We start from the raw sequence: 25,547 nt of genomic DNA on the forward strand, positions 1-25,547 counted from the left end.
TGAAAAACACCAACCACGGGGCAATGGACCAACTATTTGGCGAGGCGTTCCCGACGTAGTTGGGCAACATCCTCGAGATCAAGCGGAGCCAACTCCGCAAGCGGCACGTCCAGCGCGCGTGCAATGAGCAAATCCGCCAACTGCGGGTTTCGCGCGAGCGCCGGACCGTGCATGTATGTGGCGATCACGCTGCCCTGCACCACGCCATCCACTTTCGCGTCTGTGCGTGTGGCGGTGCTCGGTGCTGCGGTTGCGGCAGCACCAGCACCGGCAGGCACACCGTTGCCGACGCCGCGCGTCACCACACCCAGCGCCTCCGCCTCAGGGCCGAGCACGGTGGCGCCCATGTGGTTCTCAAAACCAGTTAGCGGCTCGGTCAGTTCGGCGGTGATGCCGGCCTGCGTCGGCTCGGACAGGAGTTCGCCCGTCGCGCGGGTATCCAACGGCGACGTGGTGATGTCCAGAAGCCCCACGCCCTCAACCTCCTCGCCATGCGCACGGAACGTATGCCCCAACACCTGCAAACCGGCGCACACCGCGAAGACCGGACGACCATCAGCGGCAGCCGCCTGCAGCCCCGGCGAGGCGTTCAGGCGGGCAGCGGCGATCAACTGGGCGGAGTCCTCGCCGCCGCCGAGGGTGTAGATGTCACAGGTGGCGGGGATGTCGTCGTTAAGCAAAAAGCGCTCGATGTGCACATCGAAACCACGCAGACGCGCACGCTCACGCAACACCAACGCATTGCCATCATCGCCGTACGTGCCCAACACGTCGGGCAACACAAGACCAATGGTGAGTTTAGGCACGGTAATCCTCCTGCTTCGACAGCGCGCGGCGCAGATTCAGCAACGCCGTGTAGTTGGCCAACACCTCCACGCGACCCGGAGGGCAGGCACGAATCGCCTCCACAGGGTCGGGGATGCGCTCGTGGTCAATGCCGCCGTACGTCAGGCGCACCGCAAGGTCAGTGGCGCGCTCGCCGGCGGCGACGACGTGGGTGTCGCCGAAATCCTCGAACTTCACGTCCCACAGCCACGAGACGTCCTCGCCGTCGCCCTGCTTGGCGTTGACGGCGATGACCACGCCGTCGGCGTCGCGGTCGATCATCGACAGTGCCTCCTGCCAGCCGGCGGGATTCTTGGCCAGCAGCAGGTGGATGTCGTGTTCGCCGAGGTGGACGGTGGTGTAGCGACCGGCGACGTTGTCCACTTCGCTGGCGGCGCGCACCGCGTCGTCGAGCGGCACCCCGAAGGCCTCGACGGCGCACGCGATGGCTTGGGCGGCGTTGCCCCGGTTCGCGCGCCCGGGCAGTTTCAGGTCGAGTACCGCCGCGCCTTGAGGGGTTTGCAGGGCGTTGTCGGTGACGGTGTACTGCGGGGTGGGGCGGCGGAATTCGCGGCCGTCGGGGAGTGGTTCGACGGCGTACCAGTCAGTTTCTTCGTCGTGCGTGACGGAGGAACGCACGATGTGCCCGCCGGAGCGTGGGTTGGTCACGGAGTCGCCGAGCCAGCCGGCGCCCGCGGCGACCCAGATGACGTTGGGGTGGTCGTAGGCGATTGAGGAGATGAGCACATCATCGCAATTAGCGACGACCACCGCATCCGGATGCGCCATCACCGCCCCACGTAGCGCGCGTTCGATGGAGTTGATCTCGCCGACGCGGTCCAATTGGTCGCGCGTGAGGTTCAGCAGGACGAACGCTTTCGGCTGCAGGCGCTCGGCAACTTTGGGGACGTGCAGTTCGTCGCACTCGAGCACGATGGCCTCCGCGTCTTTGCCGGCGAGGAGGGCGGAGATGATGCCGGCGTCCATGTTGTCGCCGCCGTCGTTGGTGGCCACGGTGTGTTTCGTGCGCACGGCGCCGGCGAGCATGCGGGTGGTGGTGGATTTGCCGTTGGTGCCGGTGACCAGCACGGTGGGGCGGCCGCCGCCGAGGGTGGCCATGATGTTCGGGTCGATCGCGCCTGCGACGAGGCCGCCGATCATGCCGCCGGCGCCGCGTCCGGTGGCGCGGGAGGCTGCGGTGGCGAGGTTGGCTGCGGTCGTCGCTAGGCGTGCCCGGGCTCGGGAGATGGGTCCTTGCATGCGCACAAGGCTACTCTGCGGGGGTCATGTCTCCTAGTAGGCGGACGAATTCGTCGCCGGAGACGACGGGGATGTTTTTGCGGTCGGCGTGCATGGCTTTGCCGCGCAGTTCGGCGCCGTGGAGTTTGGCGTCGGAGACGGCGACGGAGGTTTCGCGGGTGAGTTTTTCGCGGTAGGTCAGGCCGGCGCGCATGGCGGCGTCGATGAGGTCGTCGGGGTTGCGGGTGATGTCGTCGGAGATGACGAATTCCATGCCGGGTTTGAGCCCGTCGTTGCCGAGCGTGCCGGGGTTGGTGGTGAGTGCGGGGGCTTTTTCGGCGTCGACGCGTATGGCGCTTCGTTGGAGGCCGAATTTGTCGCCGGTGAGGTCGGCGGGGTTGCAGGTGGCGGGGTTGTCGGCCATGTGGAGGTACATGGCGATGAGTTTGAGGGTTTGTTCGCGGGAGAATTCGGCTTCGGGGGTGTGCGCGCGCTCAAGCGATGCGGTTGCGGGTGGGGATGCGACGCCAATCATGTTGGCGACTGCGTTGATGCGGGTGTCTGTGGGGATGTGGCCATTGCGTTGCGACGACGCCAGCACGTCCACAATCATCTCCGGCCGCGGCACGTGTCCGACGCGTTGGCGTCGTTTGTTGCCTCGGCCGCGGCGTGAGCGGTTGGCGCGGGCGGCGGCGTTCATGGCACGTTTCGCCTCGGAGACGATGAAGCCCCAGGTGGTGGGGGCGTCGTGGACGATGAGGGTGCGGCCGTCGAGAAGTTTGTCCAGCGTGCGCAGGTGGCGGGAGAAGCGTGGCGCTTGGGCGAAGTCGTGTGGGGTGAGGCCGTGGGTGTGGGCGGGGCCGGGGTCGGTGCCGGGGTTGATCACGGCGTGGAAGTCTTCGCCGATGCGGCCGGAGGCGTCGAAGGTGACTGCGTCGATGGTGAGCAGGCGTGCGGTGGCCGGGTGGATGCCGGTTGCCTGCACGAATACTGCGACGAAGGGGTAGTCACTCATTGTTCAGAGGGTACTACGGCTCGGTGACCTCATACAGCGGGCGGTCGAGCGGGGCGTTGGATCGGACTTTGAAGCCGCCGATGGAGTATTCGTATGGGCGTGGGTCGGGCGCCGGGGCAGGTGCGGGTGCGGGGGCAGGAGCCGGTGCTTGCTCTTGTGCCGGAGCGGGTGCGGGTGCGGGCGCAGGCGCCGGGGCAGGTGCGGGAGCGGGCGCAGGTGCCGGTACGGGCAGTTGCTGCTGCGGGGTGGGCACGCGCACGGCGGGGGCGCTTGGCGCGGGTGCTTCGGAAGGCTCGGGCGATTCCGATGACTCCGACGCCTCCGACGGTTCGGACGTCTCGGGCGTCTCCGACTCAGACGATTCCGACGATTCCGACGTGGTCGTGTTGGTGACGGTTTCGGGGAAGGGGGAGACGGAGCTTTGGTCTTCGCGCCAGGATGCGCTGATCATGGTGGTGCCGACGACGGTGACGGCGACGGCGATGACGGCGGCTCCGGCGGCGACGAGTCGGCCGGCGATGCCACTGTTGCCTGCGGTGTCGAGTTCGGCGTTGTCTTCGGTGTCGGCGGCGAGGGCTGCGGCTTCGGCGTCGACGGTGGCGAAGAATCCGGTGTCGTTCTCGCGTGGCAGGGCGGGCAAGAATGGCAGGGGTGAGATGTTGAGGTCGCCGGTGTGGGGTGCGGCGTCGATGGTCAGCGTGTGTCCGTCGGCGGTGCCGCGGGCGACGACGGTGAGGTCGCGCGCGGTGAGGTCGGCGATCGTGTCGGCAAGCTCCGGGGCCTCTAGCTTTGCGACGACCCGCCCATCGACCGACACGTCCCCATCCGGAGCAATGACGGCGAGGACTTGGGCGGGGTGCTGGTCGGTCTCGTACGGGCCGACCGCGTACGTCTGGCCGCTGGGGAGGAGGACCCAGGGGGCGCGGGGTGGTTCGTTGGTGGGGATGGAGAGGCTGGGGACGGCGAGGTCGAGGACGATGTCGTTGCCGTCGATACGCGCGCGCACTTGGGGTGCGAAGCCGTGGCGGGCGATGTGGTCGAGGTCGGCGCGGCGTCCGGCGCTGAGCGTGCCAACCACGGCGTCACCGCGCAGTACCTCGAACCCGCCTCGGTCGAGGGGGTTGAGGGTGGCGGTGAAGGGGGTGGCGGTGGGGTCGTCGATACGCGGTTGCTCGATGGGGACGTCAAATCCCCCACCGGGTACCGCGTACGTTCGCATCCGTTCTCCTCACCGCCTGTAAAGGTGTGCCCAAGTATAGACCTCTTGGGCAGGGCGGCCTAGTTCTTGACGTAGGAGCGGTTCACAGCCGACACGATCGCTTCGAGGGAGGCACGTGTGGTGGAGCCGGCGATGCCTACGCCCCAGGCGGAGGTGCCGTCGACGTCGGCGTAGATGTAGCAGGCTGCGTCGGCGTCGTCGCCTGCGGTGCGGGCGCGCTGCGAGTAGTCCTGCACTTCGAAGTCAATGCCGATTTGCTCGAGTGCGTTGGCGAATGCCGCGATGGGGCCGTTGCCGGAGCCTTGCACTTCTCGACGAGCCCCCTCGTACGACACCACCGCCGACACGCGCGTGTCTTCGCCCTCTTCTTCGGCGGCGTCGATGCGGTAGGACGCCAGGTCCAGCGGGGTGTCCAGGTCGAGGTACGTCTGAGCGAAGATGTCCCACATGTTCTTGGAGTTGACTTCGCCGCCTTCGGAGTCGGTGATGTTTTGCACCACGGCGGAGAATTCGGGCTGCATGGCCTTGGGCATGTTGATGCCGTGGTCGGTCTTCATGATGTAGGCAACGCCACCCTTGCCGGATTGGGAGTTGACGCGGATGACGGCTTCGTAGGTGCGGCCGACGTCCTTCGGGTCGATGGGCAGGTAGGGCACTTCCCAGGTGGTGTCGCGCAGTTCGTCCCAGGTGACGTCTTCGCTGGTGGCGTCGGGGCGGACGGTTTGGGCGAGCGCGTCGAGGCCCTTGTTGATGGCGTCTTGGTGGGAGCCGGAGAATGCGGTGAAGACGAGGTCGCCGCCGTATGGGTGGCGCTCCGGCACGCGCAGTTGGTTGCAGTATTCGACGACGTCGCGGATGCGGGTGATGTCGGAGAAGTCGATTTGGGGGTCGACGCCTTGGGTGAGCATGTTCAGGCCGAGGGTGATCAGGTCGACGTTGCCGGTGCGTTCGCCGTTGCCGAACAGGCAGCCTTCGATGCGGTCGCCGCCGGCGAGGTAGCCGAGTTCGGCTGCGGCGACGCCGGTGCCGCGGTCGTTGTGGGGGTGCAGTGACAAGATCACGGCCTCGCGGTTGGCCAGGTTGCGGTGCATCCATTCGATGGAGTCGGCGTACACGTTGGGGGTGATCATTTCCACGGTGGCGGGCAGGTTGATGATCATCGGGTTGTCGGCCGTGGCGCCCATCTTTGCGACGACCGCGTCGCAGACCTCCTTCGCAAACTCCAACTCGGTGCCCGTGAAGGATTCGGGGGAGTATTCCCAGCGCCAGTTGGTGTCGGGGTAGTCGGCGGCGATGGTTTTGATCAGTTCGGCGGCGTCGGTGGCCAGGGCCTTGATCTGGTCGCGGTCCTTGCGGAACACCACGCGGCGTTGCAGTTTGGAGGTGGAGTTGTAGAAGTGGACGATGACGTTCTTCGCGCCTGCGCAGGCTTCGAACGTGCGGCGGATCAGGTGCTCGCGGGCTTGGACGAGGACCTGGATGGTGACGTCGTCGGGAATCATGTCCTTTTCGATGATCTCGCGCACGAAATCAAAGTCCGTCTGCGATGCGGAGGGGAAGCCGACCTCGATCTCCTTGAACCCCATTTCCACCAGCAGGTTGAACATGCGGCGCTTGCGTTCGGGGCTCATGGGGTCGATCAGGGCTTGGTTGCCGTCGCGCAGGTCAACCGCGCACCACTGTGGCGCGTGCGTGATTTTCTTGTCGGGCCAGGTGCGGTCCGGCAGGGTGATGTCTTCTACCTCTTGGGCGAACGTCAGGTAGCGCTCGACTGGCATTTGGGAGCCGCGCTGCTTGTTCCAGGCGGGTTGGCCTTCGTTGCGTGGGCCGGAGGGGGTTTGGATTTCGCGGGGTGCAAAGAAGTCGGACATTGTTTGGTTCCTTCATTGTCGGGGGTGGGGGTGTCCACGGCCGGCAATGAGAAACTCCGCGACGGGGTGCCGGCCGTGTTAGTGGGCCTGATTCCCGCCGCGGCGTAGAAGGAGAAGCGTCCGTTGCGACATGCGTCACACCCTACATCACTTTATGGAAACGCGTGTGAGGAATGCCGCCGAGATGAGCATCACGCTTATCGACGACCCCACCAACACGTACCCCAACACCGACTGGTGCCTGAAGCTTTCACCCAGCAACGTCAGACTGAGCGAGAACGCCAGCAGGGGTTCGACGATCTTGGAGGCTGGCAGGGAGGTGGCCAGGTTGCCGGCGGCGAAGGCGTATTGCTGCACGATGGTGCCGGCGGTCGCCGCGACCAACATGGCCCACAGTTGCCAGGAGGCGAGCAGTCCAGAGATGCCGCCGTGGACGAACGCGTCCACGGCCACCTTGGAGAACACGGCCTGGAAGCCGAACATGGCGCCGCAGATGATGCCGTCGATGAGTGCGCGGGTGTTGGGGCGTCGTCGAGAAGCAATGGCCAATGCGAGTATGGAGACCACCGCACCGACCCCCACCACGGTGGCCCACTCCCAGGTCGCGGGCTCGCGCTCGCCGGGGATGGGGCGGCCGAACACGATCACACTCGCCACACTCGCGGTGAGGACGATCGCCCAAAACGCCTCCGCCTGGTGCATCCGGCGATGCTCCGCGCGCGCCGAAAACACCAGCGTGAGCATGAGGGAGAGCGCCAGGATCGGCTGCACTACCAGCAGGGTGCCAAACGCTAACGCCGCGGCCTGGAAACCGTAGGCGAGAAACGCCAGCCCCATCGACGCCCACCACGCCGGCCGACGCATGGATTTCACTACGGAACTTCCGTCGCGCATGATCCGGTGGCGCCACACGGTGCCCGCCGCCATCGTCGCCGCGGAAAGCAGCGCGAAGACAACGGCGAGAAAAATACTATGCACGGTGAATGATATTAGCGAGAGACGCCAACCAACGCTTTTGGGACGCTATTCTTGACCGTTGGAATGCACGAAGGATCCGTGGGAGGCTGACATGGCACTGATTGTCCAGAAATACGGAGGATCTTCGTTAGAAAGCGCCGAGCGCATCAACGCGGTCGCCCGGCGCATTGTGGAGACGCGCCGGGCAGGAAACGATGTGGTGGTGGTCTGCTCGGCAATGGGTGACACCACCGACGAACTGCTCGACCTGGCAGCACAGGTCAACCCGACCCCGCCGGCACGCGAGATGGACATGCTGCTCACCGCAGGCGAGCGCATCTCCAACTCGCTGGTTGCCATGGCGGTCGACGCGCTGGGGGAGAAGGTGCAGTCCTTTACCGGCTCCCAGGCCGGCGTGATCACCACGGAGCGCCACGGCAACGCCCGCATCATCGAGGTCACGCCCGGGCGTGTGAAGGAAGCTATCGACGAGGGCAACATCGCCATCGTCGCCGGCTTCCAGGGCGTGAACCGTGAAACGAAGGACGTCACCACGCTTGGCCGCGGCGGCTCCGACACCACCGCCGTCGCGCTCGCCGCCGCATTGAACGCCGACGAGTGCGAGATCTACTCGGACGTCGACGGCGTCTACACCGCAGACCCGCGCATCGTGGCCGACGCCCGCAAACTGGACAAGCTTTGCTTCGAGGAGATGCTCGAGCTGGCCGCCAGCGGTTCCAAAATTCTTGTACTGCGCAGCGTCGAGTACGCGCGTGCCTTTAACGTGCCCCTGCGGGTGCGCTCGTCTTACAGCAACGACACCGGCACCCTGGTCGCCGGAGCATTGGAGGATATCCCCATGGAAGAAGCAGTTCTCACCGGTGTGGCCACCGACGATTCGGAAGGCAAGATCACCATCCTGGGCATCACCGACGAGGTGGGCGAGGCCGCCAAGGTGTTCCGCGCGCTCGCGGACGCTGAGGTGAACATCGACATGGTGATCCAGAACATCTCCAACATCGAGGACAACAAGACGGACATCACCTTCACCCTGCCGAAGGCCAGCGGCGCCGCCACCATGGAACTGCTGCGCGCCATGCAGGTCAACGAAGGTTGGGACGACATTACGTACGACGATGAGATCGGCAAGGTATCGCTCGTCGGCGCCGGCATGAAGTCCCACCCGGGCGTGACCGCTGATTTCTGCGACGCGCTGCGCGACGCGGGCATCAACATCGAGATGATCACCACCTCCGAGATTCGCATCACCGCCGTGGTGCGCAAGGCCGACGTGGCCGAGGCGGCGCGCGCGATCCACTCGAAGTTTGACCTCGGCGGCGACGAGCCGGCCGTGGTGTACGCAGGCACTGGACGTTAAGGAGTTTTTGTAGATGACCACGCTTGCTGTTGTTGGCGCGACTGGCCAGGTTGGCCGCGTGATGCGCGACATCCTCACCGAACGTAACTTCCCGGCGGATAAGGTGCGCTTCTTCGCGTCGCCGCGCTCTGCCGGCAAGACGATTGAGTTCCGCGGCGAGGACATCGTCGTCGAGGATCTGACCAAGGTCACGGAGGAGTCCGTCGCCGACGTGGACATCGCCCTGTTTTCCGCCGGTGGTTCCACGTCGCGCGAGTGGGCGCCCGTGTTCGCGGCGGCCGGTGCGACCGTGGTGGATAACTCCTCGGCGTGGCGCAAGGACACCGACGTCCCGCTCGTTGTGTCTGAGGTGAACCCGGAGACGGTGAAGAACCTGGCCAAGGGCATCATCGCTAACCCGAACTGCACCACCATGGCCGCGATGCCGGTGCTCAAGCCGCTTCACGACGAAGCCGGGCTGCGCACCCTTCGCGTCTCCTCCTACCAGGCCGTTTCCGGCTCTGGCCTCGCCGGCGTGGATACGCTGGCGAACCAGGTCGCCGAGTTGGGAGACCCGCACGTGCTGGTGCGTGACGGTGTGACCGACAAGAACAGCGATTTCGGCCCGTACGTCGCCCCGATCGCGTTCAACGCCCTGCCGATGGCGGGCTCGATTGTCGACGACGGCACCTTCGAAACCGACGAAGAACAAAAACTGCGCAACGAATCCCGCCGCATCCTGGGCATCCCGGAACTCAAGGTCGCAGGCACCTGCGTGCGCATCCCGGTGTTCACGGGGCACACGATGGTGGTGCACGCGGAGTTTGACAAGGAAATCACCCCGGAGCGTGCCGCCGAGGTGCTCGAGGGCGCGCCGGGCGTGCGCGTCGTCGAGGTGCCCACCCCGCGCGAGGCAACGGGTATCGACGACTCCCTTGTCGGCCGCATCCGCCAGGACCAGACCATCGACGGCAACCGCGGCCTTGTGTTCGTGGTCTCCGGCGACAACCTGCGCAAGGGTGCCGCGCTGAACACGATCCAGATCGCCGAGCTGCTGGTCTAGCCGCTAGAGGCGGCGCTCCTCTTCCTCGCGCTCGGCGGCTTCGGCTGCCTCCTCGGCGGCGATCATGTCGTCGACGGTGCTGTCGTTCCACGGCTCGTCCGGGTTCGCCTTGTATTCCTCGGCCGACACGGGCTCCGTGTAGGAGATGTAGACCAGGTCGGAGGGGCTTTCGCGGTCTTCTTCGTCGTAGTCGATCTCGTCGTCGTCGAGAAGCTCTTGCGCAACTTCCTCCTCGAGTGCCTCGACGAGTTCCTCCTCATCCACGTTGGACTTGGACGTGATGTACTCGAGTTCGCGTTCCTCGTTCTTGGTAAAGCGCTCGCTCGGGTCCATCTTCTTGCGCGTCAGTTCCAGGGCGCGGCGGCGACGGTCGCCTTCCTTGCGCAGTTTCGGGATGCCGCGAAGCCACGCCAGGGTCATCACGGTGATCAGCAGGATGCCCAGGTAACCCAGGATCGGGTAGACGGTGGACACCAGCGACTGGAAGCCCACGAACGACAGGGCGAAGCCAATCAGGCAGGCGGCGACGAAGATGAGGCGGAATCGTTCTTCGCGGCCGCGGGCGAGGCGCTTGCCCAGGGCGTAGAACATGCTCAGCGAGGTGGCGAAGATCATGCCGAAGATGACTAGGGCCATGATGGTGCCCATGGTCGGGTTGAGTTCGGTGATCAGGGTCAGAAGCGGCATGTCGTCGCCTTCGACGGTCTCGATCTTCACCAGCAGCGACAGCGCCAGCAGGATCAGCATGACCAGGTAGCCCACGCCGCCCAGCAGGCCGCCGAGGCCGGCAGCGCGGGTGTCCAGTTGGTTACCGCCGATGACGATGGCCATGGACGTCACGCAGATGATGTTCAGGCCCGTGTAGTTCAGGGCGGCGACCCACCAATTCGGCAGTGACGTCTCCACGTTGGATGCGGCGATGTTGAGGGCGTCCCAGTCGGGGTGGCCGTTGACCAGGGTCCAGCCACAGCCGACGATGACGAAGATGAGCAGGAACGGGGTCAGCGCACCGATAGCGCCGGTGACCTTGTCCACGTCCAGCATGCCGAAGCCAAGCGTCATCAGCAGCATGAGCACCGCGCCGATCCACACGGGCAGGCCGAACTGTTGGTTGAGGTTGGCACCAGCACCGGCGAACATGACAAAGCCGATGGAGAACAGCGTCACAATGGTGGCGATGTCCAAGATCCAGCCCATGACTTTCGACGAAATCATGCCCAGCACTTCCATATGCTCCTTGGCTTGGAAGAACGAGCCGAGCTGGAGGATGGTTACGCCTGCGATCAGCATGAGGGCGGAGGAGAGGATCGCTCCCCACAGGCCCTGGGTGCCGAAGGCGGAAAAGTACAGCATGGCCTCCTGGCCGGACGCGAAGCCTGCGCCGACCACGGTGCCGATGAACGCGGCAGAGATAAGTAAGGCTTTTTTCAGCATGTAGATAATTTACTCGGTGCCAGCGATGATGTCGCGACGGGCCCGCGCAACCCGGGACCGGATGGTGCCCACACGCACGCCTGCGATCTTCGCGGCTTCCTCGTAGGTATAGCCCAGGACCTGCGTTAATACGAGTGCTTCGCGGCGTTCGGCGGGGAGGTCGTCGAGAAGCGAGCGCGCGTCGATGACGTCACCCCACGTGTTGGGGTTGTCGGGGCTGGGGTCGGAGGCGGCGACGGTTTCGTATTCGGCGGCGGACTTGCGGGGGCGTGCCATGTCGTGGCGGACGGAGTCGACCCAGGCGCGCCGCGCGAGCGAGAGCAGCCACGTGCGGGCGGATGAGCGTGCCTGGAAGCGCGGCAGGGAGCCGAGGACGCGCAGGTAGGTCTCTTGGGTGAGGTCGTCGGCGTGTTGGGGGCCGGCGAGGTGGGCGAGCAGGCGCCATACGTCGTCTTGGGTGAGGCGGATGAATTCGGTGAGCGCGGCTTTGTCACCGCGGCCGGCGCGTAGCGCCAGTTCGGTGATGTAGCCTTCGTCGTTCCTGCTCACAACCTGTAGAGATTACAGTTTGTCGGACACCGTCACGCCGTAGAGGGAGCGGCCCATGATGAAGGAGGCGACGGAGCCGACGATCCAGACGCCGAGGATGGCCAGGATGGCGCGGATGAAGTCGTTGAGGTCGAAGCCGGTGGTGGACCAGGAGTAGATGAGTTTCGCGATGACCAGGATCGGAAACGCAATGACTACCAGGGGGCCGAGCAGGTTGACACGCGTCAGCGCGTCGGGGGCGCGCAGTTGCAGGATGGTGGCTGCGATGACGCAGATGGTGGCCAGGATGACCAGGGCTGCGACGATGATTTCGGGGATGGTCATTAGCGGCGTCCTCTCGAGATGATGCGGGCCATGGAGATCGTTGGGACCACGCCGCAGACGATGCCGGCGAGGATGGGGATCTCGTAGGCGATGGAAGAGGTGTTCCACAGCGTCCAGACGAGGAAGATGGCGATCATGCCGTAGAAGATCATGTCGGCCATGACGGCGCGCGACAGTTCGTCTTTGGTCAGGATGACTGCTGCAAGGGAGATGAGCAGGCAGATGGCCATGATGATGAGGCAGGCCTGCATGATGGTGACAAACATTTAGTTCATCCTTTCTGCGGGCGGGACGGTGTCGTCGTCAGGCGTGGGGCCCTGGTCGACGTAGGGCTCCCAGGTGACGGTTTTCGGGTCGATGGGGCTATTGCGTAGCGACGGCCGCACGTGCTCCTCCATATCCGCCAGCCCAGCGATGATGTCTTCCGGGTCGGAGCCGAACGCGGCTTGCACCAGCAGGGTGATGGGGCCGCCGGGCTCGGTGGGGTGGCGCAGGCCCATGGAGAGGGTGCCTGGGGTGGCGGTGATGGAGGTGGTGAACCAGAACACTTCCCAGTCGGTGTGCAGGCGCATGGGGTAGTAGATGACAATCGGTTCGATTTTGGCCGCTGGGTTGAATGCCTTGAACACCGCGTCGAAGCCGGCGGCGAAGATTTCTTTGATGATCCAGCAGGTGTAGCCCGCGGCGTGGATGATGCCTCGCATTAGTTATCGCCTCCGATGGAGTCGTCGCCAAGTACGGCGCTGGTGTAGGCGTCGACGTTGAGCAGGTCGTCGACTGCGGTGGTGGTGACCTCCCACATTTGGCCGGCGAAGATGAACATGCCGAGCGAGAGGATCATGAGCACCGCGGACGGCAGCATGAAGCTCACTCGCACGTTGAGTGCTTCGGGGTAGTGCTGCATGGGCCGGCCCCAGAAGACGCGTTGCCACAGGCGCATCATGGACAGCAGGGCGCCGAAGGAGGCGACGATGATGGCGGTGATGGCCACCCAGGAGCGCCAGTCGCCGGGTGTTGCGGCGGCGAGCACGATGGTGACTTTGCCGAAGATGCCGGAAAATGGCGGGAAGCCGACGATGGAGAACGCGCCGGCGACGAAGACCGCAGACGTCCATGGGTCGCGCCGCGCGATGCCGGAGAGTTTGGCCATGGTGCCGGTGCCGTAGGTTTCTTCGATCGCGCCGGAGTTGAGCACCAGTGCGGCGATGGTGATCATGTGGTGCAGGGTGTAGAGCAGGCCGGCGGCCAGGGCGTAGCGGGCGTCGTCGTTAGTGAATGCCAGCATGATGAGGATGAACGGCATGCCGTTGACCATCTGGTAGGCGAGCACGCGGCGCATGGTGGATTCCGCCAGGCCTGCGTAGCCGCCGATGATCATGGAGATGACCATGACCACAATCAGCAGGGTGTTCCAGCGCGGGTCCATGTCGAACATGATCACCCAGATGCGGAAGAGCATGTAGACGGCGACCTTGGTGTGCAGGCCGGAGAACAGGCCCATCACGGCGGCCGAGGTGGACGGGTAGGTGCGCGGCAGCCAGGTGTAGACGGGGAACACGCCCGCCTTCGCAGCAATCGCGATGACGACGATGCCAGTGGCCACCGTCGCCGGGCCGTTGCCCGCAGCCACACCCTGCAGGGAGGCGAGGTTGACCACGCCGGTGACCGCGTAGAGGTAGCCCACGCCGAGCACCAGCATTGTCGACGCCGCCAGGTTGACCAGCACGAACATACGCGCCGACAGCAGGCGGTGGCGGGTGCCCGACATGGCGATCAGGCCGTAGGAGGGCAGGAGGCAGACCTCGATCATGACGAAGAAGTTGAACAGGTCCGCGGTGAGCAGCGCGCCGCACACGCCGGTGATCAGCACCAGCGACAACGGTGTGTAGAAGCGTGCTTGGGTTTCGCCGACGGCGATGGCGAACCAGTTGGAGGTCAGCGCCACGATCATGGTGGTCACGATCATCACCGCGGAGAACGTATCCGCGGCGAACGAGATGCCAACGCCGCCTTGGTACAGGCCGATGACGTGGGCGATCGTGCCGTGCTCAGCGGTGTAGAGGTAGAGCCACACGCCCATTGCCAGGTTGATCGCCGGGATGGCGATGGCGAGCGTGTTGTTGAGCTTCCTCCAGGGGCTCAGCGCCGTGACCGCGGAGACGATCAGCGGTAGCGCAACGAAGATAGGCAGGATTGCGTCGACGGCCATTAGTCTTTCACCTTCAGATCATCGTTGGTGACGTGGCTGATCTCGCGTGCGCGGATCTCTTCCAGCTTCTTGGGGTTGAGGCGCGCGTTGCGGCCGGCGGTGGACAGCGCGGAGGGGCTGAGCCACATCTTGGAGTAGCCGGCGTCGGTGCCGGTGGGTTGCTCGGCGGTGTCGTCGTTACGCCCGAGCGATGCGAGCATAAGCAGGATCGTGGTGGTTGCCATTGCGATGACGATGGCGGTCAGCACAAATGCCTGCGGCAACGGGTCGCCCATGTCCTCGAAGGGGACGCGGGAGGGGAATGCTTCGCCGCGCCAGGAGCCCACGCCTGCGGCGAGCAGGGTGAGGTTGGAGGCGTGGCCGAATAGGGACATGCCGAAGACGATGCGCACCATGCCGCGTTGGAGTACGAGGTAGATGGATCCCGCGACGAGGACCGCGATGGTAAGTGCCATGACCATGGGTTAAGGCTCCTTCGTGATGACCGGCTGCGGGTCGTGTGCCGGGTTGATCGGGTCGGGGTGTGCGTCCACCGGGTTTTCCGGCGGTAGCGGCTCGGGGATGGACGGCAGTGGGTTTTCGGCTTCGTCGCGCGAGTAGTCCAGGTCGGACAGGTCGGCGCCGGGGCGGAGGTAGCCGCCGAGTGCGTTGATGGCGGCGGTGACCATGCCAAGCACGGCGAGGTAGATGCCAAAGTCGAAGATCAGGGAGGTGGTCATGTGTTCGCCGGCGATCTCGCCGTGGATGGCGTACATGAAGCCGCCTTCGATGAAGCCGAGGAAGCCGGAGGAGATCGCGATGATGATGCCCCAGCCGGTCAGGCGGATTGGGGTGAAGTTCTTCACCACGTCGGCATCCGAGCCGCGGGAGAGGTAGTTGATGGCGAATGCGGTTGCCATGACCAGAGCTGCGACGAAGCCGCCGCCTGGTGCGGTGTGGCCGCGGAAGAAGATGAGCACCGACAGTACGACGAGTACCGGGGCGACAAGCGCGGCAGCCTTGCGCAGTGGGATGGAGTTGAGCTGCGATTGGCCGAACGGGCGCGGGCGCGTGCCGGCTTCGAAGAGGTGGCGCGGCATGGAGGCAACCACGGCGGCGATGACCACGGCGGCCATGCCGAGTACGGAGAGTTCGCCGAGGGTATCGAAGCCACGGAATTCCACGATGATCACGGCGACGATGTTGTCGGCACCGGTGACGTCGCCGCCTTCGGTGAGGTACCACTCGGCGAGTTCGGAGCGGCCGCGGCGGCCGGTCAGTCCGTAGACGCCGAAGAAGGCAACGACGCCGGCGAGCAGTGCGAATACAGCAGCAAGTGCTTTACGACGAGGCTTCGTCTCCGGGAAGACGCGCGGCTGGTAGCGCAGTACGACCAGAATGACCACGACGGTGAGTGCCTCGACGAGGAATTGGGTGAGCGCCACGTCCGGGGCGCCGAGCATGAACATTTGCAGGGTCATGCCCACGCCCACGGTGCCCAGCAGTACGGCGGAGGCCAGGCGGGAGCGGGTGAACACCATGCCAAGGACCGACATGGCGATGATGGCGAATGGGATGAGGTCCCACCACACGTCGAGGCCTTCGGCGCGGTCGGCTGGGGTCACACCGTCGATGCCGTCGGTGAGGCCGATGACGCACAGGCCCATGGCGGTGACGGAGGCCAGCAGTGGGAAGAGGTGGCGTGACGGGTTGAAGCCGTCGGCCAGCTTGCCCAGTTGCTCGCCGAAGTCGGACAGGCCGCGGGTGATCCGGAAGAGAATGTCGGGGCCGTCGGCAGGCAGCAGTTGCTTGTTGCGCAGTGCCGCGAAGACGGGTTTGCGGAAGGCTACGGCGAAGATCACGCCGGCGACCAGGACGATCAGGGAGACGATGAACGGCGGGGTCAGGCCGTGCCAGATGGCGAGGTGGGTGGTGAAGGTGTCGTCGCCAGTAATCGCGCGCACGCCTGCGGAGACGGGGTTGTCTACCCAGAACAGCATGAACGGCAGGACGACGGACATCCAGCCCGGCAGAGCCGCCGGCAGCCAGAGGGCGACGGGAGCTTCGTGGACGTGCGACATGTCCTTCGGGCCGTCCACGAACGCGCCGAAGACAATCTTCAGCGAGTACAGGAACGTCAGGAACGCGGCGAAGCCGGCGATGATGAGCAGGGCCATGCCGTAGGGAGCTTCGTGGAAGGCGTCGAGGATGGATTCCTTGGACACGAAGCCGAACAGCGGTGGAACCGCGGCCATGGAGGCGGCCGCGACCACGGTGGAGGCGAACGTGAACGGCATCTTGTCGTAAAGCTTGCCCAGGCGGCGCATGTCGCGGGTGCCGGCCTCGTGGTCGACCACACCGATGAGCATGAACAGCGAGGACTTAAACAGTGCGTGCGCCAACGTGTGGGTCAGCGCGGCAGCCAGGCCGATGGGGGAGCCGACGCCGATAGCGGCGACGATCCAGCCCAGGTGCGACACCGTGGAGTAGGCGGTGAGGTGCTTCAGGTCCGTCTTGGTGATGGCGAAGCACGCCGACATGATCGCCGTGAACAGGCCGACGATGACCAGCAGGTAGTTCCATGCGGCGACGTCGTGGAAGATCGTCGAGAAGCGCAGCAGCAAGTACACGCCGGCCTTGACCACGGCGGCGGCGTGCAGGAACGCGGACACCGGGGTGGCGGCAGCCATGGCTTCCGGCAGCCAGAAGTGGAACGGGAACTGCGCAGCCTTGGTAAACGCGGAGAACGCGATGAGCAGCGCCACGACAACGGTGACGCGGTTGTCGCCCCACACGTCCGCGGCCAAAATACCCGCCAGGCGCGTCGTGCCTGCCTGGATGGCGGCGACCGCAAGGCCCGCCAAAAGCGTCAGGCCACCGAAGAAGGTCAGGATCAGGGTGCGGTACGAACCGGCCTCACCAGACGAGCCAGATCGGGCGATCAGCATGAACGACGCAATGGAGACGAGTTCCCAGGCGATGAAGAGCAGCACGGCGTCGTCGGCAAGCACAAGCAACAGCACGGACAGCGTGAAGGCCGTCATGATGGTGTAGAAACTCGTGTTGCCCTGCCTTGCTGGCAGGTAGGCGGCGGAGTAGACGAACACCACACCGCCGATGACCAGCGCAAGCAGTGCGAAGAAGATGCCTAAACCGTCGGCGCGCAGTGCGAACTCGATCGCGGAGCCGGTACCCATCACATCGCGCGCCCACACAAACGACCACAACAGGTCGCTGCCTTGGGAAACGTCGGTGAAGTTGGTGCCCAGCACACCTGCGGCAGCGAACAGCAGCACTGCGAGCGGGTACCCGGCTTTCCTGTCCATGACTCGCACCAGCAGCGGTGAAAGCACCACCGTTGCTGCAACGAGCCCGATGACGAGGGGGAGAGTCATGGTGAACCCTTTTCAAAGGTTTGTAAGGGATTGGCAATGAACGTTAAAGACAGTATCAAGCTGCATAAGCGGGCGGTGCGCCTCCCGCAGAACACATGTGACTGGTGATAAGAACAGTTGCATGAAATCGGACAACGCGTTGCGGTTGGTGTGTGCTCTGTTAGCGCTGGTGGTTGGCGTGTTTATGCCGTTGTCCCCGGCGTCCACGTGGGCGAACGCCGCGCGCGATGCGGAGGTGTCCGGCGCCCCGCAGGTTGGTGCTGACAATCTTGGGGATGCACGCCGTGCGGCCGGTGAGGCTGGCCAGCAGGCGAAGGTGCTCAAGGAGGGTGCCGGCAAGTTGGCCGAAGGTGTTGGTGAGGCGCAGGGCCAGACGCAGCAGCTTCTCGACGCCCTCGCTGCCGCCCAGACCGGCTCCCAGCAGTTGTCCGACGGCATGGTGCAACTCCAAGCCGGTACCGGCCAGTTGGGCGCGGGCGCGACCCAGTTGGCGGACTCCATCGGCGAGGTGGTCAACCAGGTCACCGGTTTTGAGGCGGTGCGCGGCCAGGTGGTCGGCGCGATTGACCGCTCGCTCGCCGAGTTGAAGGACGCGAAGGATCCGGATGCGGTCCAGGCCCGCGACTCGCTCAAAGGTCTGCGCGAGCAAGCCCAGACGGCCCAGTTGCCGCCGGATGTGGTGGCGAAGATGAACCAACTGCGCGACGGTTCCCGCGACCTTGCTAACCAGCTCGCCGTTCCGGGGTACAGCTACCACGACGGTATATATACAGCCACCAACGGCGCTGCCGAGTTGGCAGCGGGCCTGCGCGAGTTGCAGGGCCAGACCGCACAGGCCACTGGCGGTATCGACGAGTTGGTCGCCGGCGTGCAAAAGATCGACCAGATGGCAGGCATGAACGCCGACAAGGTCTCCGCGGTGCGTGCAGCACTTCCGGTGCCCGCGGCCGCGCCGGGTAGCCCGGGTGCGGAGCAGACCCGTTCGACGCTTGCGCCTATTGCCGCGATGTTGCTCGCGGCGATGGCAGTGCTGGGCGGTACGGCACTCGCAGCAGCATTTTGCCTATCGACGCGCACCCGCCGGTGGATCATCATCCCCGGCGCAATCGTTATCGCGGCGGCCGGCACCATCCTGGCCGGTGTCCTCGGCGCAGGTTTCGGCGCACAGGAGTACGCGGTGGTGGCTGCTGGCCTGCTGGCTGGCACGCTCGCCTCAACGGGGTTGGCGGCAGTGCTGATGCGCCTGTGCGGCCCTGCGATCGGGTTGGGGGTCGCCGCGGTGGTTGCGCTGGCGCAGACCGGTCTCGTCGGTTGGGTCTGGCGCACCGCCACCACCGCGCAGGTGGACGCGGTGTGGGCAGCGCTTTCGCAGGCCGCTCCTATGCACTGGGCAACCACCGCCGTGTCCGCCGCCGGCAATGGCGGCGATTACCGCGGTGTGGTCGCAGCATTGCTGCTGTCCGCGTTGCTCGCCGCAGCGGGGCTGGCGGGGGTATGGCGCCGAACCGCCGAGCAAACCGTCACCTAGACATGCGTCCAGTACGCCTCTAAAATGTGATGTCATCTATTGCTTAGCTGTTCCAGCTAGGCAAAGGTCACAACTTGAATACCTGATAACGAGGTTGCTTTCGCAGCCCACGTTCAGTGTCTCGACAGAGGAGTATCACATGGCCGAATCATCTCGGCGTTTACGTAAGTCAACCTCAACGGGCATCGCAGCCTCGTCCGTTATCGCGCTCGCCCTTGGCGGCCTGAGCGTCGTCGCCCCTGGCCCACTCGCGCCAGAGGCTGCTGCCGCCACCCTCAGCGGCGGCATCCGCGACAAGTCCGGTGCGGTGGAGAAGGACGCCCAGAAGGCCTCCGACCTGCCGGCCGGTTCGTGTGTTGTCTCGGAAACCACTCCGGAGGGCAGCCAGGCTGGTTTCAGCTGGTATACCTCTGAGCCGTCTGCGTCCAGCCCCAACAAGAAAGCCTGGGGCTTGAGCGTCTCCTTTGATAACTCGAAGGACCGCACGTTCGCTGATTGGAGCTTTACCAATAACGGCAGGATGGGCACGTACCTCGATGCGGCTCAAATTCCCGCTATGAATGCCGGTCAGACCCTTGTTGACAAGGTGGTCACGCACAAGGCCGACGAAATCCTCGGTATTACTGCTTCTGGGCCACAACGACCCCTGAATCTCAATGCGAAGCTGACCGATGCGAAGGTCAAGCAGTTCGCTGAGGCCACTGCCACGAACCCGGTACGTTACGCCTGGCAGGGCAACTATAAGCAGGAAAATCCCGACCCAAAGACTAGGGCCACCAGGGGAGGCAGTGCAGCCTTTACGGCCGTCGTGAACCCGTGGCCGAGCGAGAACATCGAATGTAACCCCATCACGGTGTCGTGGGAGAACTTCGAAAAGCACGTCATCGTCCCTGGTGACGAAACCAAGGTCGGCAAGATCAACGTTCCTGCAGTTGCGAACGGCGGCACGGATGACTCCATGTCCCGCATGGTCGTGGAGGCCTACGACGGCAACGGCAAGTTCATCGGCACCACCGACCCAGCAGCATCCGGCGGTACCAAGAACCTGCGTATCGCGGACAACGGCGATATCTTCTTCACCTGGCCCGAGTACCGCGGCACCGACCTTGCAACTGATAAGAACGTGCACTTCTCCGTTCTGGCGAAGCCGCGCAGCGTGGACCAGCTTCAGGACGCTGGTGAGAACAACAATGAGTTTGGCACCACTCAAGTCTTCGACAGTTCCAATTCGCTGACGCGCTACAACAAGGCGAACGTCATCGACTCCAAGGCGTTCTCCCTGGATGACACCGAGTACCACACCCCGAAGTACGACAAGACCGACGCGTCGATCATCTCCGGCGTCGATAGTGCGACCGGCCCGCTGGCTACCGAGCCGCAGAAGGTCACCTTCACCCAGGTCCCAGACTTGATCAAGGACCTGGAGAAGAAGAAGGCTGACGGCGGTTTCGAGGCCAAGGTCTCGCTGGACGAGAAGTACGTCTACGACGGCTGGACCGTCGAGATGGACGAAAACTACAACGTCACCGTCACCGCTCCGGAAGAACCGAAGCCAGGCAGCTTCGCGCGCCCTGTGGTCACGGTGGAGTATTCCAACGGTTCCACTGACAAGCTGGAACTCCTCGTCGTGGTAGACCCGAACAACACCCAGGTCACGGACCTCGTGCGCCCGAGCCTTTCCAAGGGCAAAATCGGTGAGGATCTCACCGCTCAGGTGGGCACCAAGTCCATCATGAAGGGCCACAAGCCAGTCCACCCAGCTAAGTTCGAAATCGACGAGTCCACTGTTCCTGCTGGCTGGACCGTCACCGTTGATGCGACCGGCAAGGTCACTGCGAAGGCGGATGACTCTGTTGCACCGGGCACGATCATTACTCCGAAGGTCAAGGCAACCTACCCGGACCAGACCACGGATGAGATCGAGACTCAGTTCCAGGCGATCGTGGACATCAAGATCCCGACCTACGACACTGTGACTGGCCAACCGAACGCGAGTGTCAGCCTCACTCCAGAGATCCCGGAACGCGGCCTGAGTGGTAATACGACCGATGAGGCCCCGACGCGCTACACCTTCGAGGATGGCACGAATCAGACCACCCTCACCAGTAAGGATGGCAAGACCTGGACCGTCTACGTTGATGAAAAGACTGGCGAGATCACGACCACGATTCCGAAGGGTGCGCAGGAAGGCGACATCCTGAACGTTCCGGTCCAGGCTCACTACAGCGATGAAGGCAAGCAGAAGCCTCAGACTGTTGTTGGCACTGTCGTCGTTATCAAGGATGACATCAAGGCGAACTACAACGTCCAGGTCACTGCTCCAGGGCAGGAAGTGAAGCACCAGGTTGCGGACACGCCGGACGGCTCCACGTTCTCCTTCGGAAACAAGAATGGCAAGCCGGTTCTTTCTCAGGACGTCAACGGCTGGAAGTACACCATTGACCCGAAGACCGGTGAAGTTTCCTCCACCCCGCCGGCGGGTGCTAAACCAGGTGACAAGAACACCGTCACGGTGACCGTTAACGCGCCGGGTGGTTTGACCACCCAGGCCCCGGTCACCACTGTGGTGAAGCTGACCAACAATTGGGAGTCTGAGCCGGTTGTTCCGTCGCAGACGGTCTACCCGGGTGGTACGGCGACCTCGCCGATTGGCGTCGAGAAGCCTGCAGAGATCAACCTTCATCCGGACAAGCCGTTCACCATTGATCCGAATGGCAAGGGCCTTGAGGCAACGGGTGAGAACAACGAGTTCGGCAACCCGACCTACAAGGTGAAGACGGCTAACGGCGACTGGATCGTCGGCCTGGATGACAAGGGCAACGTCATCTCCACCGCGCCGGAGACCGCGAAGCCGGGCGACAAGATCGACGTTCCGGTCATCGTGACTTACGAGGACGGCTCGAAGGACAACACCACCGCGACGGTCAACGTCATCGACGTTCCGAAGCGCGAGGTTCCGTTCCAGGTCGATTACAAGTACGACGACACTGTCCCTGCCGGTACCTACAAGGTTGAGACCAAGGGTGAGCCGGGCAAGGAAAAGATGAACCTGGACGGCACTTGGGAACGCACCCAGGAGCCGAAGAACGAGGTCGTTGTCATCGGCACCAAGCCTGCCGAGAGTGCCAAGGACGTGACCTGGAAGTTCCCGATTCCGTACCCGACTGAGGTTCGCGAGAACCCGGACCTCAAGCCTGGCGAGATGAAGACCGTCCAGGAAGGCGAGAACGGCGAGAAGACCTACACCGCCAAGTTCACCTCCAAGGGCTCTGAGGCACAGGTTGCTGAGGAAGAGACCACCAAGGAAGCCAAGCCGCGCATCATCGAGTACGGCCCGGGCATTGCTCCGAGCGAGCTCGTGACCACTGTGAAGAAGCCAGTGCCGTTTGATACCGAAGTCGTATTCGACGACACGCTCGCTGCGGGTGAGCAAAAGGTGGATCAGGAAGGCAAGCTCGGCGAGGACACCGTGACCTCCACGCAGAAGCTTGTCGACGGCAAACCTTCGGGTGACCCGGTCGTGAAGACTGAGCGCACCGCGGAGCCGACGAAGCAGATCATTCGCGTCGGTACCAAGACCACCGGTGAAACCAAGAAGACCGTCGACTCTGAGGTCCCGTTTGGTGTGAAGATCGAGTACGACCCGAACATGCCTGCTGGCAAGTCCGAGGTTGTCACCGAAGGCAAGCCGGGTAAGAAGACCACCACGGTGACCCAGAAGGTCACCAACTCCCAGCCGGATGGCGAGGCCACCGTTGAGGAGAAGATCACCGAGCAGCCTGTCGATCAGGTGATCAAGGTCGGCACCAAGCCGTCCGAGACCTCTGAGAAGGTCGAGTGGAAGGCGCCAGTTCCGTTCGAGGTTGAAACCCGTCCGAACAAGGATCTGAAGCCGGGCGAGATCAAGATCGTCCAGAAGGGCGAGCCGGGCGAGAAGACCTACACGGCCAACTTCACCTCCAAGGGCGACGACTCTTCGGTCACCCCTACGGAGAAGCAGACCAAGGATCCGGTCAACGAGATCATCGAATACGGTCCGACCGCTCCTGACCAGACGCTGACGTCGAAGACGACCCGCGAGGTCAACTTCGAGACCGAGTTCATCGTGGACAACACGGTGCCGGTCGGCCAGACCAAGGTCGAGCAGGAAGGCGAGAAGGGCGAGGAACTGATCACCTCGACCCAGAAGATCAAGGACGGCAAGCCAGACGGCGAGCCGAGCATCACCGTCGAGCAGACCAAGGCGCCGAAGAAGAAGATTGTCCGTGTCGGTTCCATGACCGATGGCTCGTACGAGCTGGAAGAGAAGCTGCCGATTCCGTTCGACACCGTGATCGAGTACGACCCGGAGATCCCTGCCGGCGAGTACAAGGTCGTCACCGAGGGTAAGCCTGGTGAGAAGATCACCAAGATCACCCAGAAGATCGTGAACAGCAAGGTCGTCGAGGCAACGCGTGGCAGCGAAACCACCACCACCGAGCCGGTCACCAAGGTGATCAAGGTCGGCACCAAGCAGGCAACTGCTACCGACAAGGTGGAGTGGAAGGAGCCCATCCCGTACCCGACGGAGCTGCGCCCGAACTCGGAACTCGCTCCGGGTGAGGTTCGGGTTGTTCAGGAAGGCAAGGACGGCGAAGCCACCTACACCGCAACCTTCACAGGTACCAGCGGTGAAGCCACCAAGACCGAGGTCACCGATCGCACCGAGCCGACTCCGCGAATCGTCGAGTTCGGCCCAGGCCTTGAGGACGACAGCGTGGTCTCTTCCACGACCCGTTCCGTGGAGTTCGGCACTGACGTCATCGAAGACCCGAACCTCGAAGAGGGCAAGCAGGTCATCGAGCAGGGCGAGTTCGGCGAAGAGGTCGTGACATCGACGCAGAAGCTTGTCGACGGCAAACCGTCCGGCGATCCAGTCGTCGAGACGAAGCGCACGAAGGAGCCGAAGAACGCGGTCATCCGCATCGGCACCAAGAAGCCTGCGAATCCGACGCCGCCGACCGATGAGCCGGAGCAGCCGACTCCGCCGACCGACGACCCGACCCCACCGGTCGAGCCGAAGGAAGTCGAGCTTCCGTACACTACGAAGATCATCTACGACGAGACGCTTGAGCCTGGTCAGGAAATCGTGGACCAGGAAGGTGCAAACGGCAAGGTCGAGGTGACCGTCGAGAATGGTCAGCCTTCGGTGAAGGTCGTGAAGGAGCCAGTCGAGAAGATCATCCGTGTTGGCACCAAGCCGCCGGCTGGTCAGGAGTGGAAGGAACGGATTCCGTTCGAGGTGAAGGTCAAGCTTGACCCCACCATCCCGGCGGGTGAGCACAAGGTTGAACAGGAAGGTAAGCCCGGCCTGGTTCAGCACAACTCTGACGGCACCGAAGAGACGCTCGTTGAGAAGCAGGATCACGTCATCCTCATCGGCACCAAGCCGGCCGACCCGACTGACCCGGAAAACCCGGATCAGCCGACGCCTGAAGGTGAGCTCGATATCAACGTCCGCTACACCACCCGGATCGTTTACGACCCGAACCTGAAGCCAGGCGAGGAAGTCGAAGACGTTGCTGGTAAGGACGGCCGCTACACCATCAAGGTTGTCGACGGCAAGCCTGTCGCCGAGATGGTGGAGAAGCCAGTCGAGCGCGTTGTCCGCGTTGGCACCAAGCCGCCGGCGGGCACCAGCTGGACTGAGGAGATCGCCTACGACTACGAGGTCATCGAGGACTCCGAACTTGAAGCTGGCAAGCACGAGGTTGTGCAGCCGGGTAAGCCTGGCGAGCGCATCCACCGTGAAGACGGCAGCTTTGTCGAGGTTCCTGCGCAGAAGCTGATCATCAAGGTTGGCACGAAGAAGCCGGCTGATCCGAGCGAGCCGACCGACCCGTCGACGCCTGCCGATCCGAAGGACCCGCAAGGCTCTTCCGATAAGGCGAAGCGCTGCGTGGCCAACGCGTTTGCGAAGAACAGCCCGATCCTGTGGCTGCTGCCGATCGGCGTCCTCGCCGGCATTGGCTACGGCGTGAACGAGGTGTTCGGTCCGCAGATCCAGAAGGCATCCGCGGAGCTCAACGCTCGCTTCCAGGAGTCCATGCCGAAGCACGATTGGGGCCACGGTAACCGCGGCCGCCAGTGGGAGCAGCCTGAGTGGGCTCGTGAACTGCAGATGAAGGCAGACGCCATCAACCGCCAGTTCGCAGGCTACGGCGAGCAGCTCCAGCCGCTGGGCATTGCGCTCGGTGTCATCGCCGCAGCCAGCCTCACCGGTGTGCTGATTGCACAGGCCTGCCGCGAAGAGGGCTTCGACAACGGCATGACGGTGCTGGGTTCCTCGGAGCGTGTGACGTCCTCGGGCGAGACGGGCTCGTCGTCAAGCAAGGGCTCATCGGAGAACGCAGGTTCGTCGGAGAACGCAGGCTCCTCCAGTAAGTAGTCTGAGCGCGTAAGCGAAGGGCGGTACCAGGTTGGGTGCCGCCCTTTTCGCATCTGCCGTTACCTAAAATTCACCTGAGCGTTCCTTATTAGAAATTTGCTGTGTTTAGCGTGTGCAGCGGTTCAAAAACCGTTTCATATTCTTCGGCTTCTCGTT

18 protein-coding genes are annotated in these 25,547 nt (G+C 63.9%); 4 read left to right on the forward strand and 14 right to left on the reverse strand.

Features of this window, described 5'->3' with window-relative positions; genetic code table 11:
- Window positions 1–32: 32 nt before the first annotated feature.
- From HMPREF3120_RS06890 to HMPREF3120_RS06915, 6 genes are all read right to left on the reverse strand, one after another.
- Window positions 33–806 (reverse strand): type 1 glutamine amidotransferase, encoded by a 774-nt coding sequence (locus tag HMPREF3120_RS06890; RefSeq protein ID WP_070451621.1) that lies wholly within the window; start codon window positions 804–806, stop codon window positions 33–35.
- A complete protein-coding gene (locus tag HMPREF3120_RS06895) occupies window positions 799–2,085 on the reverse strand; it encodes a Mur ligase family protein (RefSeq protein ID WP_070451622.1) in 1,287 nt (428 codons plus the stop codon). The genes HMPREF3120_RS06890 and HMPREF3120_RS06895 overlap by 8 nt, the downstream gene beginning before the upstream one ends.
- 10 nt (window positions 2,086–2,095) lie before the next feature.
- Window positions 2,096–3,079, reverse strand: a complete 984-nt coding sequence (locus HMPREF3120_RS06900) for an exonuclease domain-containing protein (RefSeq protein ID WP_070451624.1) — start codon at window positions 3,077–3,079, stop codon at window positions 2,096–2,098.
- A gap of 13 nt (window positions 3,080–3,092) precedes the next feature.
- Window positions 3,093–4,298, reverse strand: a complete 1,206-nt coding sequence (locus tag HMPREF3120_RS12155) for a hypothetical protein (protein ID WP_070451626.1) — start codon at window positions 4,296–4,298, stop codon at window positions 3,093–3,095.
- A 59-nt stretch (window positions 4,299–4,357) separates the two neighbouring features.
- Window positions 4,358–6,169, reverse strand: coding sequence for a 2-isopropylmalate synthase (gene leuA / locus HMPREF3120_RS06910; protein ID WP_070451628.1), 1,812 nt, complete (start codon window positions 6,167–6,169; stop codon window positions 4,358–4,360).
- 147 nt (window positions 6,170–6,316) lie between these two features.
- On the reverse strand, window positions 6,317–7,147 hold the full coding sequence (locus HMPREF3120_RS06915; protein ID WP_070614348.1) for a DMT family transporter: 831 nt from the start codon (window positions 7,145–7,147) through the stop codon (window positions 6,317–6,319).
- A 91-nt stretch (window positions 7,148–7,238) separates the two neighbouring features.
- Between HMPREF3120_RS06915 and HMPREF3120_RS06920 the strand changes: the two genes are divergently transcribed.
- Window positions 7,239–8,504: an aspartate kinase gene (locus tag HMPREF3120_RS06920; RefSeq protein WP_070451630.1), complete on the forward strand. Its 1,266-nt coding sequence runs from the start codon at window positions 7,239–7,241 to the stop codon at window positions 8,502–8,504.
- A 13-nt stretch (window positions 8,505–8,517) separates the two neighbouring features.
- A complete protein-coding gene (locus HMPREF3120_RS06925) occupies window positions 8,518–9,546 on the forward strand; it encodes an aspartate-semialdehyde dehydrogenase (protein ID WP_070451632.1) in 1,029 nt (342 codons plus the stop codon).
- 3 nt (window positions 9,547–9,549) lie between these two features.
- Here the strand turns inward: HMPREF3120_RS06925 and HMPREF3120_RS06930 are convergent, their stop codons facing one another.
- The 8 genes from HMPREF3120_RS06930 to HMPREF3120_RS06965 are packed head-to-tail and all read right to left on the reverse strand — an operon-like array spanning window position 9,550 to window position 17,436.
- Window positions 9,550–10,980 (reverse strand): YkvI family membrane protein, encoded by a 1,431-nt coding sequence (locus HMPREF3120_RS06930; protein ID WP_070451634.1) that lies wholly within the window; start codon window positions 10,978–10,980, stop codon window positions 9,550–9,552.
- Between the two features lie 9 nt (window positions 10,981–10,989).
- The gene (locus HMPREF3120_RS06935) at window positions 10,990–11,529 is read right to left on the reverse strand and encodes an RNA polymerase sigma factor (RefSeq protein ID WP_070451636.1); all 540 of its coding nucleotides are present in this window, start codon (window positions 11,527–11,529) and stop codon (window positions 10,990–10,992) included.
- 12 nt (window positions 11,530–11,541) lie between these two features.
- The gene (locus HMPREF3120_RS06940) at window positions 11,542–11,853 is read right to left on the reverse strand and encodes a Na+/H+ antiporter subunit G (protein ID WP_070451638.1); all 312 of its coding nucleotides are present in this window, start codon (window positions 11,851–11,853) and stop codon (window positions 11,542–11,544) included.
- Window positions 11,853–12,119 carry a cation:proton antiporter gene (locus tag HMPREF3120_RS06945; protein WP_070451640.1) on the reverse strand — a complete coding sequence of 89 codons (267 nt, stop codon included), beginning with the start codon at window positions 12,117–12,119 and terminating at the stop codon, window positions 11,853–11,855. The genes HMPREF3120_RS06940 and HMPREF3120_RS06945 overlap by 1 nt, the downstream gene beginning before the upstream one ends.
- Window positions 12,120–12,557 carry a monovalent cation/H+ antiporter subunit E gene (locus tag HMPREF3120_RS06950; protein ID WP_070451642.1) on the reverse strand — a complete coding sequence of 146 codons (438 nt, stop codon included), beginning with the start codon at window positions 12,555–12,557 and terminating at the stop codon, window positions 12,120–12,122. It lies immediately after the preceding gene.
- Complete coding sequence (locus HMPREF3120_RS06955) at window positions 12,557–14,062, reverse strand: monovalent cation/H+ antiporter subunit D family protein (RefSeq protein ID WP_070451644.1); 1,506 nt, start codon at window positions 14,060–14,062, stop codon at window positions 12,557–12,559. Before HMPREF3120_RS06955 ends, HMPREF3120_RS06950 begins: the two co-directional genes overlap by 1 nt.
- Entirely contained in the window at window positions 14,062–14,523 is a 462-nt protein-coding gene (locus HMPREF3120_RS06960; protein WP_070451646.1) for a sodium:proton antiporter, read from the reverse strand. Before HMPREF3120_RS06960 ends, HMPREF3120_RS06955 begins: the two co-directional genes overlap by 1 nt.
- Before the next feature lie 3 nt (window positions 14,524–14,526).
- A complete protein-coding gene (locus tag HMPREF3120_RS06965; protein ID WP_070451647.1) occupies window positions 14,527–17,436 on the reverse strand; it encodes a DUF4040 family protein in 2,910 nt (969 codons plus the stop codon).
- Window positions 17,437–17,557: 121 nt separating this feature from the next.
- Between HMPREF3120_RS06965 and HMPREF3120_RS06970 the strand changes: the two genes are divergently transcribed.
- Both HMPREF3120_RS06970 and HMPREF3120_RS06975 read left to right on the forward strand, forming a co-directional pair.
- Window positions 17,558–18,964 carry a hypothetical protein gene (locus tag HMPREF3120_RS06970; RefSeq protein WP_070451650.1) on the forward strand — a complete coding sequence of 469 codons (1,407 nt, stop codon included), beginning with the start codon at window positions 17,558–17,560 and terminating at the stop codon, window positions 18,962–18,964.
- Between the two features lie 139 nt (window positions 18,965–19,103).
- Window positions 19,104–25,391, forward strand: a complete 6,288-nt coding sequence (locus tag HMPREF3120_RS06975; protein ID WP_083284820.1) for a G5 domain-containing protein — start codon at window positions 19,104–19,106, stop codon at window positions 25,389–25,391.
- The last annotated feature ends 156 nt before the right edge of the window (window positions 25,392–25,547 follow it).

Origin of the sequence: Corynebacterium sp. HMSC11D10 (genome assembly GCF_001806995.1) — a bacterium.
Lineage (GTDB): Bacteria > Actinomycetota > Actinomycetes > Mycobacteriales > Mycobacteriaceae > Corynebacterium > Corynebacterium coyleae.